Below are 16,176 nucleotides of genomic sequence, written 5' to 3' on the forward strand. Positions count from 1 at the left end.
GGGTCTTGCCGCAACGCGACACGCCGACCAGGATCAGGTCGGCCTTGTCGTAGTAGTGGGTGCGCGCGCCGTCGTCGTTGTCGAGGGCGAAGTTGACCGCCTCGATGCGTTCCATATAGTTGGAGTTGCCGCCGATCGAGTGGGATTTGCCCACCGAATACGAGGAATGGGCAGTCAGCTCCTGCTCCAGCGGGGCCAGGAAGGTCGAGAAAATGTCGATCATGAAACCGTTGGAGGTGGCCAGCACCTCGCGGATATCCTGGTTGACGATGGTGTCGAAGATGATCGGACGGACGCCGTCCTTTTCAGCGGCGCTATTGATTTGTTGTACCATCGCACGCGCTTTTTCTACGCTGTCGATGTACGGACGCGTGAATTTATTGAACGGAATGGTATCGAACTGCGCTAGAAGACTTTGTCCCAGCGTCTCGGCGGTAATGCCGGTGCCATCGGAGATAAAGAAAGCAGATCGTTTCATTTGCGCCTTGGGCCTTAAGCTGGTGACGAATCTTGGATATGATAGGTTCGGTTTACCGAACACTGCGTTCGGCATTCTCACTTATTTTCCAGGTCCAGGCCACAAGCGCCCGGCCAAGCCAGAGCTGGCAGGCGGGCGACCTGAGCTTTTCCAACACAGTTAGTGGAGAGATCACCTTGGTAGAGTACGTAGTTTCCCTCGATAAGCTCGGCGTCCATGATGTAGAGCATGTGGGGGGCAAGAACGCATCCCTCGGCGAGATGATCAGTAACCTCGCGGGCGCCGGTGTCTCGGTCCCCGGCGGCTTTGCCACTACGGCTCAGGCGTATCGTGACTTTCTCGAGCAGAGCGGCCTGAACGCACAGATCCACGCCGCCCTCGATGCGCTGGACGTTGACGACGTCAACGCTCTGGCCAAGACCGGTGCGCAGATTCGTCAGTGGATCATGGAAGCCGAGTTCCCCGAGCGCCTGAACGCCGAAATCCGCAGCGCCTTCGCCGAAATGTCCCAGGGCAACCCGAACATGGCCGTGGCCGTGCGCTCTTCGGCCACCGCCGAAGACCTGCCGGACGCCTCGTTCGCCGGCCAGCAGGAAACCTTCCTGAACATCCGCGGCGTCGACAACGTCATCCGCGCCGCCAAGGAAGTATTCGCCTCGCTGTTCAACGACCGTGCCATTTCCTACCGCGTACACCAGGGCTTCGACCACAAGCTGGTGGCCCTGTCGGCCGGCGTGCAGCGCATGGTCCGCTCCGAAACCGGCACCGCCGGCGTGATGTTCACCCTCGACACCGAGTCGGGCTTTCGTGACGTGGTGTTCATCACCGGCGCCTACGGCCTGGGTGAAACCGTCGTGCAGGGTGCGGTCAACCCCGACGAATTCTACGTGCACAAGGGCACCCTGGAAGCCGGCCGCCCGGCGATCCTGCGCCGCAACCTGGGCAGCAAGGCGATCAAGATGGTCTACGGCGAAGAGGCCAAGGCCGGTCGCTCGGTCAAGACCGTCGATGTCGACAAGGCCGACCGCACCCGTTTCTGCCTGACCGACGCCGAAGTCAGCGAGCTGGCCAAGCAGGCGATGATCATCGAGAAGCACTACAAGTGCCCGATGGACATCGAATGGGCCAAAGATGGTGACGATGGCAAGCTGTACATCGTTCAGGCCCGCCCTGAAACCGTGAAGAGCCGCGCCCAGGCCAACGTCATGGAACGTTACCTGCTGAAAGAAACCGGCACCGTGCTGGTCGAAGGCCGGGCCATTGGCCAGCGCATCGGCGCCGGCAAGGTGCGGATCATCAAGGACGTCTCGGAGATGGACAAGGTCCAGCCCGGCGACGTACTGGTTTCGGACATGACCGACCCGGACTGGGAACCGGTGATGAAGCGCGCCAGCGCCATCGTTACCAACCGTGGCGGGCGTACCTGCCACGCGGCGATCATCGCCCGTGAACTGGGTATTCCGGCGGTGGTCGGTTGCGGCAACGCCACCCAGCTGCTCAAGGATGGCCAGGGCGTGACCGTGTCCTGCGCCGAAGGCGACACCGGCTTGATCTTCGAAGGCGAGCTGGGCTTCGACGTGCGCAAGAACTCCGTCGACGCCATGCCGGAGCTGCCGTTCAAGATCATGATGAACGTCGGTAACCCGGACCGCGCCTTTGACTTTGCCCAGCTGCCCAACGCCGGTGTCGGCCTGGCGCGCCTGGAATTCATCATCAACCGCATGATCGGCGTGCACCCCAAGGCGCTGCTCAACTACGCCGGCCTGCCCGCCGAGCTGAAAGAGAGCGTCGACAAGCGCATTGCCGGTTACAACGATCCGGTCGGCTTCTACGTCGAGAAACTGGTCGAAGGCATCAGCACCCTGGCTGCGGCGTTCTGGCCGAAGAAGGTCATCGTGCGTCTGTCGGACTTCAAGTCCAACGAATACGCCAACCTGATCGGCGGCAAGCTCTACGAGCCGGAAGAAGAAAACCCGATGCTGGGCTTCCGCGGTGCTTCGCGCTACATCAGCGAAACCTTCCGTGACTGCTTCGAGCTCGAGTGCCGCGCCCTCAAGCGCGTACGCAACGAGATGGGCCTGACCAACGTCGAGATCATGGTGCCGTTCGTGCGGACCCTGGGCGAGGCCAGCCAGGTCGTCGACCTGCTCGCCGAAAACGGCCTGGCCCGTGGCGACAACGGCCTGCGCGTGATCATGATGTGCGAACTGCCGTCCAACGCCATCCTCGCCGAAGAGTTCCTCGAGTTCTTCGACGGTTTCTCGATCGGTTCCAACGACCTGACCCAGCTGACCCTGGGCCTGGACCGCGACTCGGGGATCATCGCGCACCTGTTCGATGAGCGAAATCCTGCGGTGAAGAAGCTGCTGGCCAACGCCATCCAGGCCTGTAACAAGGCGGGCAAGTACATCGGCATCTGCGGCCAGGGCCCATCCGATCACCCGGACCTGGCCAAGTGGCTGATGGAACAGGGCATCGAAAGCGTCTCGCTGAACCCGGACTCGGTCCTTGAGACCTGGTTCTTCCTGGCTGAAGGCCAGGCCGCGAACTGATGCGCTGAACCGGAACCTTCACCTGGCCGTTACGCCGGTGAAGGTTCCGATCGTATTCCAGGGCGTGTTCCAGTGATGGACCTCGCCCTTTTTTGTGCAAGAACCCTATGCAAAGCAGCAGTACCCTTTTTCCCGTGGCCTTGCTCAGTGCCGAGCGCCGTGGCGACCTGAGCGAGGACGTGTACCGGATCAAAGCCGGTAACAGCCCGGATCGCACCGTGGAGTTGGCGCTCACCCGTCTGGGCATGGCCGATCAAGCCGAGGTGCGTGGCACCCCGGTGGTTTTGCTGCATGGCAGCTTTTCCAACCGGCGCTTCTGGTTTTCGCCCCGGGGCATTGGCCTGGGCGCATACCTGGCGCGCGCCGGTTTCGATGTGTGGATCCCGGAGATGCGCGGCCACGGGCTGTCGCCGCGCAACCATGACTACCGGCACAACCGCGTGGCCGACTACGCCCGTTACGACCTGCCGGTGATTGCTGCCTTTGTCTGTGAGCAGGCCGGCCAGCCGGCGCACTGGATCGGTCATTCCCTCGGTGGCACGACCCTGGCGGCAGCGCTGGGCGGCGAGTACCTGGGGCCTGAGCAGGTGGCCAGCGTGGCGTTTTTCGGCACCCAGGTCAGCCGCACCTACTGGCCGTTGAAATTGCCGCCGGTGGAGTGGGGCGGGCGGCTGCTGCTCAAGCGCTTTGCGCAGATTTCCGGCTCGCGGCTCAAGCGTGGGCCGGAAGACGAGCCCATTGGCCTGGCCCTGGAGAGCCTGCGCTGGTTCGGTCTGTTTGGTCGCTTTGGCGACAAGGACCGTGACTGGTGGGCGGGGCTTGCCGGGGTCGAGGTGCCGGTGCTGGCGGTGGCCGGCGCGGGGGATCATCAGGACCCGGTGTGGGCCTGCCGCAAGCTGTTCGAGCAGCTGGGCAGTGAGCACAAGCAGTTTGTTCGCCTGGGGCGCGAAGAGGGCTTCGACAATTTCGGGCATGTCGACATGCTGGTCAGCAAGCCGGCGCAGGCGCAGGTCTGGCCTTTGGTCGAGCGCTGGTTGCAGGATCCGCGGGCAGCTTTGCTGCCGGAGACGGCACAGGGCATTTCGCCGGCAGGCTGATCCCGTTAAGATATGACGATTGCGAAGGTTCTGGTCATTTTTTGGGTTTTTCAGCGAACATCTGTTCGCTGATTGCTCTGCCAAGGTGACCGCGCCGCCAGTGACGTGTAGCCTTGGGGCTAAAGCTGCCTCGCTGGGCCTCGTTCACTGAGTGAAACTGCGACATTCATCGTCTCGATAATCGACAGGAGTTTCCCATGCATTACATCACCCCCGATCTGTGCGACGCCTACCCGGAACTGGTGCATGTGCTGGAGCCGATGTTCAGCAACTTCGGTGGCCGCGACTCCTTCGGGGGTGAGATCGTCACCATCAAGTGCTTCGAGGACAACTCGCGGGTCAAAGAGCAGGTCGAGCTCGATGGCACGGGCAAGGTGCTGGTGGTCGATGGCGGCGGTTCGCTGCGCCATGCCTTGCTGGGCGACATGCTGGCCGAAAAGGCGGCGAAGAATCACTGGCAAGGCCTGGTGATCTATGGCTGCGTGCGTGATGTCGATGTCCTGGCGCAAACCGATGTCGGCGTGCAGGCCTTGGCCAGCCACCCCCTGAAGTCCGTGCGCCGCGGCATTGGCGAACTCAACGTGCCAGTGACCTTTGCTGGCGTGACTTTCCGTCCGGGCGAATACATCTACGCCGACAACAACGGCGTGATCGTCTCGCCAAGCCCGTTGAAAATGCCTGAGTAAAGCTCTGAAACCGGTCAGTGGGGTAGGGATGTTCGAGGAAGAAAACGCGCAATGGGGGCTGGTGCATGCCCTGGTGCTGGATGGCAAAGGCGGTGCCCGTGCGATCGCCCGAACTGAACTGGACGCCCTTGCCCTGCAGCCCCAGGAAAGCCTGTGGCTGCACTGGGACCGCAGCCACCCGCAGACCCGCACCTGGTTGCGCCACGACAGCGGCCTGAACGAGTTTGCCTGCGATCTGCTGCTGGAGGAAAACACCCGTCCGCGCCTGCTGCCATTGCCGGATGCGCAAATGCTGCTGTTTTTGCGCGGGGTCAACCTCAACCCCGGCGCCGAGCCTGAAGACATGGTCTCGGTGCGCATCTTCGCCGAGGCCCAGCGGGTGATCTCGTTGCGTCTGCGGCCGTTGCGCGCCAGTGATGAACTGCTGCAGCAACTGGCCGAAGGCCGTGGGCCGAAAACTGCCTCGGAGCTACTGCTGAGCATGGCGCAACTGTTGACCGAAAAGGTCCAGGCGCTGATCAGCGACCTGTCGGAAGTGGTCGATGGCGAAGAAGAGAAGCTTGAAGTCGACAAACGCTATGCCCCGGACCAGGGCAGCCTGCAGCAGATCCGCCGACGCGCGGCCGGATTGCGGCGTTTTCTCAACCCGCAGCGGGAAATCTACGCGCAATTGGCGCGCAACAAGTGGACCTGGTTCGCCGCCGACGACGCCGATTACTGGAACGAGCTCAACAACAGCCTGACCCGCTACCTGGAAGAGCTGGAACTGACCCGCGAACGCGCCGCCCTGGTGCTCGAAAGCGAGGACCGGCGCCGCAGCGAGCGGATGAACCGGACCATGTACCGCTTTGGCATCATCACCTGCATTTTCCTGCCCATGAGCTTCGTGACCGGGCTGTTGGGCATCAACGTCGGCGGTATTCCCGGTTCCGACAGCCCCTACGGCTTCCTCTTCGCCAGCCTGCTGGTGCTGGCCCTGGCGCTGGGGCAATGGTGGCTGTTTCGCCGCTTGCGCTGGGTGTGAAGATGAAATTTGTGAACATGCAGTCACAAACTGCCTGGCCGGTTCATGTGACCCGTTGTGTGGCGACCTCGTCTTTGACAGATATTGCGCGAGGTGCCTATGCACGATCCGTTTGAAGAATCCCTGCGAGACCTGCTCAAGGCATCGCCGTCCGGCCAGGACCGCGACGACGATGCCTGCCTGGGCCGGGTCCTGAAAACCGCCAACCGCCAGGTTGGCGCGGGCGATCTGTTCAGCCTGCTGGGCCGTTGGAGCCAGGCGCTGATGATTGCCGTGAACAATGGCTCGGCGCATGTTGCGCCGGTGCGCCGTAACGCTACCGCTCGTAAAGCTGATAAGGCCGATTGAATATGGAACTTGATCTCTGGACCCAGAGCCTGGTCACTGCCATGACAGCATTGTGGACCAAAGTGGCGAACTTCATCCCCAACCTGTTCGGCGCCCTGGTTGTGGTGTTGCTCGGTTTCGTCGTGGCCAAGCTGCTCGACACCTTGCTGTCGAAACTGCTGGCCAAGCTCGGCCTGGACCGCCTGATGGGCGGCACCGGCCTGACCAAGATGCTCAGCCGGGTTGGCATTCAAGTGCCGATCTCGACCTTGATCGGCAAGATCGTCTACTGGTTCGTCCTGCTGATTTTCCTTGTCTCGGCCGCTGAATCCCTTGGCCTTGAGCGCGTCTCGGCGACTCTCGACATGCTTGCCCTGTACCTGCCGAAAGTGTTCGGCGCGGCGTTGGTGCTGCTGGCGGGCGTATTGCTGGCGCAATTGGTCAACGGCCTGGTGCGCGGTGCCGCCGAAGGCATCGGTCTGGAGTATGCCGCAGGTGTTGGGCGTATCGCCCAGGGCCTGGTGATTATCATCAGTATCTCGGTGGCAATCAGCCAGCTCGAGGTCAAGACCGACCTGCTCAACCACGTGATCGTCATCGGTTTGATTACCGTTGGTCTGGCCGTGGCGCTGGCCATGGGCCTGGGCAGCCGGGAAATTGCCGGGCAGATTCTGGCTGGAATTTACGTGCGTGAACTGTATCAAGTGGGCCAACACGTGCGGATTGGCGAGGTCGAAGGGCACATCGAGGAGATCGGCACGGTCAAGACGACCCTGCTGACCGACGACGGCGAGCTGGTCTCGTTGTCCAACCGGATTCTGCTCGAACAGCGAGTCAATAGCCGCTAACCGGGCAAATCCTGCTAATGTATGCCGCCGCAAAAATGCCCCAGGCAGGGGTATGCGGCGACATTGACCTGACTGTCGGCCAGATCCGTTTTGAATAAAGTTCACTCGCTGCCCATGCGTTACGACCCCCGCGAGCTCACTGATGAGGAGTTGGTGGCGCGTTCGCATGAGGAGCTGTTTCATGTTACTCGCGCGTATGAGGAGCTCATGCGCCGCTACCAACGGACCCTTTTTAACGTCTGTGCGCGTTATTTAGGGAACGATCGGGACGCTGACGATGTCTGTCAGGAGGTGATGCTCAAGGTGCTCTATGGGCTGAAGAACTTCGAGGGCAAATCGAAGTTCAAGACATGGCTCTACAGCATCACCTACAACGAATGCATCACCCAGTACCGCAAGGAGCGGCGCAAACGTCGACTGATGGATGCCTTGAGTCTTGATCCGCTCGAGGAGGCCTCGGAAGAGAAGGCGCCTAAACCGGAAGAGAAAGGCGGGCTGGACAAATGGCTAGTGCATGTCAATCCGATTGACCGCGAGATTCTGGTGCTACGATTTGTCGCAGAGCTGGAATTCCAGGAGATCGCCGATATCATGCACATGGGTCTGAGCGCAACGAAAATGCGGTACAAGCGTGCGCTTGACAAGCTACGTGAGAAATTTGCGGGCCTCACTGAAACTTAGTGGCGCGCAAATATCTCTAACGTACCGGCAAGTTCTGCTAAACTTGCCGTCGAGTTGTCCCCCGGATGTTGGTGGGACTGCTTAACTATCACCAGATGGGGATTTAACGGATGAAATTGAAAAACACCTTGGGCTTGGCCATTGGTTCTCTTGTAGCCGCAACTTCCTTCGGCGCTCTGGCACAAGGCCAAGGCGCGGTCGAAATTGAAGGCAACGTCACCAAGCAGTACTACGATAGCGAGCGCAATTTCAAGAACACTGGCACCAATCCAGGTGTTCGCCTTGGTTACTTCCTGACCGACGACCTGTCCCTGGACCTGGGCTACAACGAGACTCACAACGCTCGTGGTGAAGTCTTCAACAAAGACATCAAAGGTTCCAAGGCCAAGCTGGACGCTACCTACCACTTCGGTACCGTCGGCGACGCTCTGCGTCCTTACGTTTCGGCTGGTTTCGCTCACGAGAGCCTGGGCCAGGCTACCCGTGGCGGCCGTGACCACTCCACCTTCGCCAACGTTGGCGCAGGCGCCAAGTGGTACATCACCGACATGTTCTTCGCCCGTGCCGGCGTTGAAGCCATGTACAACATCGACAACGGCAACACCGAGTGGGGTCCGACCGTTGGTCTGGGTCTGAACTTCGGTGGTAGCGGTGGCAAGGTTGAAGCCGCTCCTGCTCCAGTTGCTGAAGTCTGCTCCGACAGCGACAACGATGGCGTCTGCGACAACGTCGACAAGTGCCCTGACACCCCAGCCAACGTTACCGTTGACGCTGACGGCTGCCCGGCTGTTGCCGAAGTCGTACGTGTTGAGCTGGACGTCAAGTTCGACTTCGACAAGTCGGTCGTCAAGCCAAACAGCTACGGCGACATCAAGAACCTGGCTGACTTCATGAAGCAGTACCCACAGACCACCACCACTGTTGAAGGTCACACTGACTCCGTCGGTCCTGACGCTTACAACCAGAAGCTGTCCGAGCGTCGTGCAAACGCCGTTAAGCAGGTTCTGACCAACCAGTACGGTGTTGAGTCGAGCCGCGTTGAGTCGGTTGGCTACGGTGAAACCCGTCCGGTTGCTGACAACGCCACCGACGCTGGTCGCGCTGTTAACCGTCGCGTAGAAGCACAAGTAGAAGCCCAAGCCAAGTAATTGGTCCAAGCCCTACTGAAAAGCCCGGCCTAGGCCGGGCTTTTCTTTGCCTGCGATTTGCCCCTCAGGCAACCGCTGCCAAGGTGGTGAACAGCTTGCGCGCCTCGACATTGAGGCTGTTGAGCGAACCGTCGTTGGCGGCGACCACAACCCCCGCCACTGCATTGATCGCACTCATGAATGCCCCTTCAATCCAGCCTCCCAGGTGACTGTAGCTGTCACAGGCGAGGAAAAAACGGTTATCCAGGGTGCTGTTTTGCGCATGGGTGTGATAGCGGAAACACAGATTGCTCTGGTAGTGATCGCCGCACATGTCCAGCTTGAAGCCGCCGGCACTGGTGTTGGTGGTCCAGTCGAACACCAGGCGGCCATCACCTTCGACCTTGTTCAGCAGCGCACCGAACCACCAGCGCTTGTAGCCCTCGGTGTCGGGGTCGTAGAGCTCATGGTCGACCCGATTGACCATGCGCTGGAACATGTAATGGGTGCTTTGCTGTTCACTGCCGTTGTCAGGGTTTTGCGGGTACTGGTCATAGTCATGTTGCAGACGGGTCGAGTCGTCGTCCCAGCTGTAGCTGGCGAGGAAGCTTGAGTATGGCTGGCCGCTCAGGGTGCTGGGAACGATGTAGCTGGCGGCAAGCCCTGTGTCGCTGACCACGGCCTGGATGGGACTGCCGTTGAATGTCGGCACCTCGGGCCCGCTGCTTTCATCGTTATGAATCAGGCCGAATACTTTCGAGGTGCGGGTCATGTGCAACTGGCTGATGGCGCTGGCCATGCGTGCGTTGGGAGCGCTATAGGCCCGGCTCAACTGCAGAGAAGGCTGAGTGTTGATGACCGTGCGAGGCTGCAAGCCGAGATACCGATCACCGACCTGGAGCCTGGGCGTAACCTCTGGGTTGTGACCGGCGCGTTTGACCAGCGGGCTGAGCTGATCCTGGGGCATGGCCAGCACGACATAGTCGTAGCTGGCTTCGATCAGGGCCGGCTGCGGGGTATCGGCTGGGTAGTAGCAGACATTGGCGCAGCGATTGCCCGTCTGGGTGCTGTGATAAACGTCACTGACGCGGGCGCTGCGGAAGTTGACCGTCAATTGGCTACCGCCTATGGACTGTGCAGCCTGGAACAGCCGTTCGATGAACTGCACATTCTCTTTCACCGGCAAGGTGTACTCGTTGCTGTAGTCCCACAGCACCAGGCGCATCATTTCCACCAGGGAAATGTTGTACAGCGGTTTGAAACCACCAGTGCCGAAACCGAAGCGACCGAACAGTTCCACGCAGTAATTCACCGTTTCGGTTGTGTTCAAGCCAGCGATAACCGGCAGCTCTGCCTGAGCGCTGGCATGCTCCATGATTGTTCTGATTGCCCCGGCCAAGGTCGTGGCGTCATAGTCCTGGATGAAGGTGGCCCAGTCCCTTTCGATCCTGTCCAGCTCGCCGGCGGCCGGTGCTGCTTGCGCCAGAATTCCGGCAACCACAGCGGGGTCGCGGCTGCCGATCTTGAACAGCGAGGCGCCGGTGAGTTCACCGTTTTCGATGTTCACGCCCGGGAAATACTTGAGCACCAGGGCAAACACCTGCCGAGTGGGGGATTGCGGATCCTGCCATTGACCATTGCCATAACGATCAACGCGATCGGCAAAGACGAATTCGGTCGCGACCTTGCCTGGATTGGGGAAGACATTGACCTGAGTCGTCGGGTTGAATACCCGGCTGGCGTAGAGCCAGGTCAGCCCGGCAATTTCCGGGAAGCGCATGGCGCCGATTTCGTACACCGATCTTTCAGTTTCACTGCCACCCAGGCCGGTCGTCGCCCTGGCTGCACTGACTCGGCCGGCTCTTTTACCCGCAGTGCGCACACCTCGCTCGTGGCCGTTGGTTGGCTGCTCGTGCAGGAAGTGATCCGGATCGTTGTCGTACAGGTCGACTTCGATCTGCGCACCCCCTGTGAGCGTGCGTGACAGCTCGTACAAGGCAGTAATACCCGCCACACCGGCGCCGACGATGGCGATGCGATGGCGGCCGACGGGAAGCTCGCCCAGGGGGGCGTCAACCGTGGTGGGGTAGGCGATGTGCACCGAGTCGGGATGGCGGTAGTAGCGTGATCGCTCTACCAGATTGGCAATGGTTTCGCTGTTGGGCATTTGGGCCGAACGGGCCCAGTTCCAGATGACAGTAACGCTCATGGCGGTTTCTCCGAAGAAAGTAAGCTCCGAGTACTTACTGTCTGTCTTACTTCCCTGCGGAGTTGGTTCAGTGTAGTCCAGCCTTTGCGAGGCGAGTCTGTAACGCTTGGACAAACTTCCTTTGGCGGGAAGGCTAGCCTTAAGTGATACGGTTATTTCCGTGAAGGCAAATAATTTGTATCTTATCTGGGGGTTGAATGTGTCATCTACTGCGTCTTGGGGGATTGCTGGGTGTGCTCATGGCAATGGCGGGCTGCCAGATTGCCGGGCAACAGCCTGAAGGTGACATCCTGATCAAGCGTGATGAATGGGGTACGCCGCATGTCTACGCCGACAGTCCTTACCGGCTGTTCTACGGCTACGGTTACGCCATCGCCCAAGACCGCCTGTTTCAACTGGAGATGTCTCGGCGCACCACCCAGGGGCGGGTGGCCGAGGTGCTAGGGCGCGACTACCTGGCCTTCGATGAGGGTATTCGCCGGCAATATTCGCCACAGGCCATTGCCCGACAGCTGGCTGCGCTGGCCCCTCAGGAGCTGCAGATACTCCAGGGCTACGCAGAGGGTATCAACCGCCATCTTGGCGAGATTGAACAGCGCCCCGACAGCGTGTTGCCCAAGCAGTTTTCGCATTACCAATTCCAACCCAGGCCCTGGACGGCGTTTGATGTGGCGATGGTTTACGTCGGCTCGATGATCAACCGTTTTGGTGATTACAACACTGAACTGGACAACCAGAACCTGCTGGCCGGGCTGATCGAAAAGCATGGGCTCAAGGGCGGACAGTCATTGTTCGAAGTGCTGCTGGCCAATGACGACCCACAGGCGCCGACCACTATCGCCCGCGGCGAGTGGGACCCGGCACGGCGAAGTGCGGCGGTGGTGCCACGGACAGCAGGCACGGCAGTGGAGCCACCGTTGCCGATGCGTGCCGTTCACCCGATAGACCCCAGTAGCGGGCGCGGTTTCAGCAATATCATCGTCCTGGGGGCAAAAAAGAGCGCCGATGCCCGGGCAATCCTGGTCAACGGTCCGCAATTCGGCTTTTTTCAACCCGCTTACACTTATTCAATCGGTCTGCATGGGGCAGGCTACGATGCGGTTGGCAACAGCCCGTTTGGCTATCCGCTGATCCAGTTCGGTCACAACCGCGAGATATCCTGGGGTAGCACCTGGGGCGCGGGTGATAACGTCGATGTCTATCGGCTCCAGCTCAACCCGCAGAACCCGAACCAGTATTGGTTCCAGGGCCGCTATCGGGATTTTGAGCGGCGGGTCGAAACGATTGCGGTCAAAGGTGAAGCGCCCCGACAGCTCACGGTGTATCGCAGTGCCCAGGGTGCGGTGTTCGAGCATCTGCCCGAACAGGGCGTGGCCTATGCTCGCCGCCGCGGCTGGGAAGGCCAGGAGCTGGCGACCCTGATGGCCTGGAACCAGGTGGCCAAGGCCGGCAATCACGCGCAGTGGCTGGCCCAGGTGGAGCGCTCGGCGATCAACGTCAATTGGTACTACGCCGACCAGCAAGGCAACATTGGCTATGCCCTCGGCGGTCGTTATCCGGTGCGTCTGCAAGGGCATGACAGTCGCTTGCCGATGCCCGGCAATGGTGACTATGAATGGCAGGGTTTCCTGCCGTTCGCTTCCAATCCGCAGGTGTTCAATCCGGCCAGTGGCTACATTGCCAATTGGAACAACCAGCCGGCAGAGGGCTTCCCCGGGCCGGACCAATGGTGGTATGCCTGGGGTGCTGCCGATCGATACGCAGTGCTCGACGAGCGGTTGCGCCAGCAAGCCCGTTTCACCCCGGAGCAAGCCTGGAGCCTGATGATGGAGGCCGCGTTCGAGGACCCCAATGCGCGCTATTTCATGCCGCGCCTGCTGGCGCTGAGCGAACGCTTGCCAGCAGAGTTCGCTGCCGTCCACCAGGCGTTGGCGGCCTGGGACTATCAGGACCTGGACCGCAATCGCGACGGTTTCTACGACCAGCCCGCCACGGCGATTTTTCGGCGTTGGCTCGGGCAGATGCTTGACTTGACCCTGGCCGATCAGTTGCCGCCCGCGCAGGCCGGCTGGTTTACCGACACCGGTTACAGCGCCCCCGGCGCCAGCTCGCCGGGCAGTCACAATATTTCGGTGGGCACCAAGGTGCTGTACCGGGCATTGACGGCAAAAGAGCAAGGCGAGTCCTTGCCCTTCGATCTGTTCAAAGGCCACAACGTCGATGAGCTGATGCTCCAGGCATTGCGCCTGAGCGTTGCCCAGCTCAAGCGCGAACAAGGCCCGCAGGTGTCGGCCTGGCGCCAGGGGGTCTCGACCTTGCGCTTTGCCCACAAGAACTTCCTGGGCGTCCCGCAAGCGTTGCAACGCGAAGAGCAGGCCCTGGCGCCAAGCATGAACCTGGGTACTGAAAACAACATGGTCGTGCTCAGCGAGGGCAAGGTCAGCGGCTTCGAACTGGCGGCACCCGGGCAATCCGGATTTATCGCCGCCGATGGCAGCCCTGGCAAGCACTATGACGACCAGGTGCCGCTACTGCGCGAGCAGCGCAAGCGGCGTACCTGGTTGAGCGAAGACGAGATCGAGCGCCACACCGTCGAGCGCTTGCGGCTGCAACTCTAGTGCGCCAGCGGCATTGACCACCTCGCCGATCACCAGCACCGCCGGGCTCTTGAGCTCGAATTCGGCGGCGCGTTGCAGGAGCTGGTACAGCGGACTGCGACAGGCGCGCTGCCCAGGTAGCGAGGCGTTTTCGATCATCGCCACCGGCGTGCTGCCCGGCATGCCGGCGGCGAGCAGTTGCTGCTGGATATCGGCCAGGCGCGCTACGCCCATGTAGATCACCAGGGTTGTCGCTGACGCCGCCAGCGCCTGCCAGTTCAATGGGCTGTCATCCTGGGTATGAGCGGTGACCAGGGTGACGCCACGGCTGATCCCGCGCAGGGTCAGGGGAATGCCGCACTGGGTGGCACCGGCGAGGCCGGCGGTAATGCCATTGACCACTTCGACTTCTATGCCGCGTGCTTGTAGCCAGCAGGCTTCTTCGCCGCCACGGCCGAAAATGCAAGGATCGCCGCCCTTGAGGCGCACTACGCAACGCCCCTGACGGGCATGGCGCAGCATCAGGCGCTGGATGAAGGCTTGTGGCGTGGAACGGCAGCCGCCGCGTTTGCCCACGGCAATGACCCGGGCGTCGGGGCAGTGTTGCAGAATGGCCGGATTGACCAGGTCATCGATCATCACGACAGCGGCTTGCCCCAGCGCGCGCACCGCTTTCAGGGTCAACAGCTCCGGGTCGCCCGGGCCCGCGCCTACCAGCCAGACTTTTGCATTCATGGTGATTTCCTCATCGGCAGTATTGGCCATCAGCCTTTGAACAGGCAGATCAGCAGGATCAGATTAAGGAGCAAAGACAGCAGTGCCAGGCTGCGCCAGACCTTCAGGGGCTCGCGTTCAAGCAATGGCCGCGGGCGCACACTCAGTTGCTGGCGCTCGCCCTGTTCGAGCAGCAACAGCCATTGCTCGGCGGTTTCAAAGCGTTGCTGTGGATCGCTGAGCAGTGCCTGGGCGAGGTTGTGCTCAAGCCACTCGGGCAGGTCCGGGCGATAGCGTGCGGCGCTGACCGCCTGAGTGAAACGGGGGTGCTGGAAGGCTTCGATTTCGCCATAGGGGTAGTGCCCGGTGAGCAGGTAGAACAGCGTTACGCCCACGCTGTACAGGTCTTGCCGGGGGCTGGGCGGCTCGCCTTCAAAGGCTTCCGGGGCAATGAACGATGGCGTGCCCGGCAGCTCATGGGCGCGGTCTTCGGAGAGCCCCGGGCAGAAGGCCAGGCCGAAATCCAGCACGCGCAGTTGGCCGTCATCACCCAGGTGCAGGTTTTCGGGCTTGATGTCGCGGTGGAGGATATTGCGCCGATGCAGCGTGCCTACGGCCTGCAGCAGTTGCTGGGCCAGTGACTGCCACTGCGCCAGCGGTAGCGGGCCGCTGGCGGCGAACAGTTGCGCCAGGGTCTGGCCGGGGTATTCGCGCATCAGGTAGTACAGGTGCTGGCGCTGGCTGGCCAGGTGCACTTCGGGGAAGTAACGCCCGGCCACCCGGCGCAGGAACCATTCTTCCAGCAGCAGGCTTTGCAATGCGCCGGGTTCATCCTTGCGCTCTGCAGGCAGGGTTTTCAGCAGCCACGCCTGTTGCTGGTGGTCGCGCACGCGGTACAGCAAGGACTGGCGGCTGTGGCCCAGCGGTTGCTCGACGCTCCAGCCGTCGATCGTCTGCCCGCAGCGCAGGGCAAGCGGCAGCGGCCATTGCTGCAGTTGCGCCAGGGAGTCGCCAAGGTTGCTGGCGCCCAGTCGCTCGACCCGCACCAGCAGCGCGCTGGCGTTGTCCTGGCTGCCACTGTGATGGGCCGAGCTGACCAGGGTCTGGGCGGCATCCTGCAGGTCGATCTGTTCGCGCAGCACGGCCCTGATCTGCGCTTCGCTGAGGCTGGCCCAGACACCGTCGCTGAGCAGCACGAAGCATTCGCCAGCCTGCAGCTCGCCTTCCAGGTAATCGACCTGCAGGTGCTGGTCCAGGCCCAGGGCGCGCTTGAGCACGTGCTGCATGCCCGGTTGGTCCCAGACGTGATCTTCGCTGATGCGTTGCAGCTGCCCGGCAGCCCAGCGGTAGATCCGGCAGTCGCCGACATGCGCCAGGGTAAAACGCCGCCCGCGCAGCACCAGGGCGCTGAGGGTGGTCAGCAACGGCTGGCCGCCGCCGTTGGCGCGCAGCCAGCGGTTTTGCGCCAGCAGCAGGCGGTCCAGGGCCTGGGCCACGCCCCAGGTGGCGGGGGTGGCGTAGTAGTCCAGAGCCAGCGCCTGCAGGCTGGCCCGCGCCGCCAGGCCGCCATCGGCGCACTGGCTGACACCGTCGGCGAGGGCGAACAGGTAGCCTTTGCTGGCGGCCAGTTCCGGGTTGGGGGTCACCAGGCGCAGGGCGTCCTGGTTTTCCTCCCGGGGGCCGCTGGCGCTGGCTTGGGCGAAGCTCAGTTGCAGGCTCATGGTGTAACCCTCAGACCCGCGCCGCGGTCACCGCCGCCGAGCCCCAGGTGGTGCGCCAGCGCTGCTTGACGCCGTGCAGACCGAACCAGGCAAGGATGCCGAGGCTGGCGAACAG

The 16,176-nt window shown here is 61.7% G+C and carries 14 protein-coding genes; 9 read left to right on the forward strand and 5 right to left on the reverse strand.

Going from position 1 to position 16,176, the window contains the following annotated elements; all coding sequences use genetic code 11:
• Positions 1-478: kinase/pyrophosphorylase (locus UW3_RS27065; protein ID WP_036995684.1), on the reverse strand; the 478-nt coding region annotated here is incomplete at its 3' end.
• Positions 479-654: 176 nt separating this feature from the next.
• On the opposite strand from UW3_RS27065, the gene ppsA reads away from it, so the two are divergent.
• From ppsA to UW3_RS0114995, 8 genes are all read left to right on the forward strand, one after another.
• Positions 655-3,030, forward strand: a complete 2,376-nt coding sequence (gene ppsA, locus UW3_RS0114960) for a phosphoenolpyruvate synthase (RefSeq protein WP_010223311.1) — start codon at positions 655-657, stop codon at positions 3,028-3,030.
• A gap of 107 nt (positions 3,031-3,137) precedes the next feature.
• On the forward strand, positions 3,138-4,127 hold the full coding sequence (locus UW3_RS0114965; protein WP_010223312.1) for an alpha/beta fold hydrolase: 990 nt from the start codon (positions 3,138-3,140) through the stop codon (positions 4,125-4,127).
• A gap of 197 nt (positions 4,128-4,324) precedes the next feature.
• Complete coding sequence (gene rraA, locus UW3_RS0114970) at positions 4,325-4,813, forward strand: ribonuclease E activity regulator RraA (protein ID WP_010223313.1); 489 nt, start codon at positions 4,325-4,327, stop codon at positions 4,811-4,813.
• A 28-nt stretch (positions 4,814-4,841) separates the two neighbouring features.
• The gene (locus UW3_RS0114975; protein ID WP_010223314.1) at positions 4,842-5,837 is read left to right on the forward strand and encodes a zinc transporter ZntB; all 996 of its coding nucleotides are present in this window, start codon (positions 4,842-4,844) and stop codon (positions 5,835-5,837) included.
• Between the two features lie 93 nt (positions 5,838-5,930).
• Complete coding sequence (locus tag UW3_RS0114980) at positions 5,931-6,185, forward strand: CrfX protein (protein WP_371128640.1); 255 nt, start codon at positions 5,931-5,933, stop codon at positions 6,183-6,185.
• A 2-nt stretch (positions 6,186-6,187) separates the two neighbouring features.
• Positions 6,188-7,012 (forward strand): mechanosensitive ion channel family protein, encoded by an 825-nt coding sequence (locus tag UW3_RS0114985; RefSeq protein WP_010223316.1) that lies wholly within the window; start codon positions 6,188-6,190, stop codon positions 7,010-7,012.
• Positions 7,013-7,126: 114 nt separating this feature from the next.
• Positions 7,127-7,693 carry an RNA polymerase sigma factor SigX gene (gene sigX / locus UW3_RS0114990; RefSeq protein WP_010223317.1) on the forward strand — a complete coding sequence of 189 codons (567 nt, stop codon included), beginning with the start codon at positions 7,127-7,129 and terminating at the stop codon, positions 7,691-7,693.
• A gap of 110 nt (positions 7,694-7,803) precedes the next feature.
• Entirely contained in the window at positions 7,804-8,841 is a 1,038-nt protein-coding gene (locus UW3_RS0114995; protein WP_010223318.1) for an OmpA family protein, read from the forward strand.
• A gap of 64 nt (positions 8,842-8,905) precedes the next feature.
• On the opposite strand, the gene UW3_RS0115000 is transcribed toward UW3_RS0114995, so the two are convergent.
• On the reverse strand, positions 8,906-11,029 hold the full coding sequence (locus UW3_RS0115000) for a flavin monoamine oxidase family protein (RefSeq protein ID WP_010223319.1): 2,124 nt from the start codon (positions 11,027-11,029) through the stop codon (positions 8,906-8,908).
• A 239-nt stretch (positions 11,030-11,268) separates the two neighbouring features.
• On the opposite strand from UW3_RS0115000, the gene UW3_RS0115005 reads away from it, so the two are divergent.
• Positions 11,269-13,647: a penicillin acylase family protein gene (locus UW3_RS0115005; RefSeq protein ID WP_237716758.1), complete on the forward strand. Its 2,379-nt coding sequence runs from the start codon at positions 11,269-11,271 to the stop codon at positions 13,645-13,647.
• On the opposite strand, the gene cobA is transcribed toward UW3_RS0115005, so the two are convergent.
• The 3 genes from cobA to UW3_RS29615 form a co-directional block, all read right to left on the reverse strand.
• Complete coding sequence (gene cobA / locus UW3_RS28245) at positions 13,558-14,361, reverse strand: uroporphyrinogen-III C-methyltransferase (RefSeq protein ID WP_010223321.1); 804 nt, start codon at positions 14,359-14,361, stop codon at positions 13,558-13,560. The two genes, UW3_RS0115005 and cobA, sit on opposite strands and share 90 nt — an antisense overlap.
• Before the next feature lie 29 nt (positions 14,362-14,390).
• Positions 14,391-16,061, reverse strand: a complete 1,671-nt coding sequence (locus UW3_RS0115015; RefSeq protein ID WP_010223322.1) for a bifunctional protein-serine/threonine kinase/phosphatase — start codon at positions 16,059-16,061, stop codon at positions 14,391-14,393.
• 10 nt (positions 16,062-16,071) lie between these two features.
• The coding region (locus UW3_RS29615; RefSeq protein ID WP_036995686.1) for a hypothetical protein at positions 16,072-16,176 on the reverse strand (105 nt) is incomplete at its 5' end.

The sequence above is a fragment of the Pseudomonas donghuensis genome, assembly GCF_000259195.1.
Classification (GTDB): domain Bacteria; phylum Pseudomonadota; class Gammaproteobacteria; order Pseudomonadales; family Pseudomonadaceae; genus Aquipseudomonas; species Aquipseudomonas donghuensis.

Excerpts from the sequence above, each read along its gene's own strand:
- UW3_RS0114965 (WP_010223312.1), top strand. The coding sequence starts at position 3,138 with ATGCAAAGCAGCAGTACCCTTTTTCCCGTGGCCTTGCTCAGTGCCGAG.
- UW3_RS0115005 (WP_237716758.1), top strand. The coding sequence starts at position 11,269 with ATGGCAATGGCGGGCTGCCAGATTGCCGGGCAACAGCCTGAAGGTGAC.
- UW3_RS0114985 (WP_010223316.1), top strand. The coding sequence starts at position 6,188 with ATGGAACTTGATCTCTGGACCCAGAGCCTGGTCACTGCCATGACAGCA.
- UW3_RS0115015 (WP_010223322.1), bottom strand. The coding sequence starts at position 16,061 with ATGAGCCTGCAACTGAGCTTCGCCCAAGCCAGCGCCAGCGGCCCCCGG.
- sigX (WP_010223317.1), top strand. The coding sequence starts at position 7,127 with ATGCGTTACGACCCCCGCGAGCTCACTGATGAGGAGTTGGTGGCGCGT.
- UW3_RS0115000 (WP_010223319.1), bottom strand. The coding sequence starts at position 11,029 with ATGAGCGTTACTGTCATCTGGAACTGGGCCCGTTCGGCCCAAATGCCC.
- UW3_RS0114995 (WP_010223318.1), top strand. The coding sequence starts at position 7,804 with ATGAAATTGAAAAACACCTTGGGCTTGGCCATTGGTTCTCTTGTAGCC.
- rraA (WP_010223313.1), top strand. The coding sequence starts at position 4,325 with ATGCATTACATCACCCCCGATCTGTGCGACGCCTACCCGGAACTGGTG.
- cobA (WP_010223321.1), bottom strand. The coding sequence starts at position 14,361 with ATGAATGCAAAAGTCTGGCTGGTAGGCGCGGGCCCGGGCGACCCGGAG.
- UW3_RS0114975 (WP_010223314.1), top strand. The coding sequence starts at position 4,842 with ATGTTCGAGGAAGAAAACGCGCAATGGGGGCTGGTGCATGCCCTGGTG.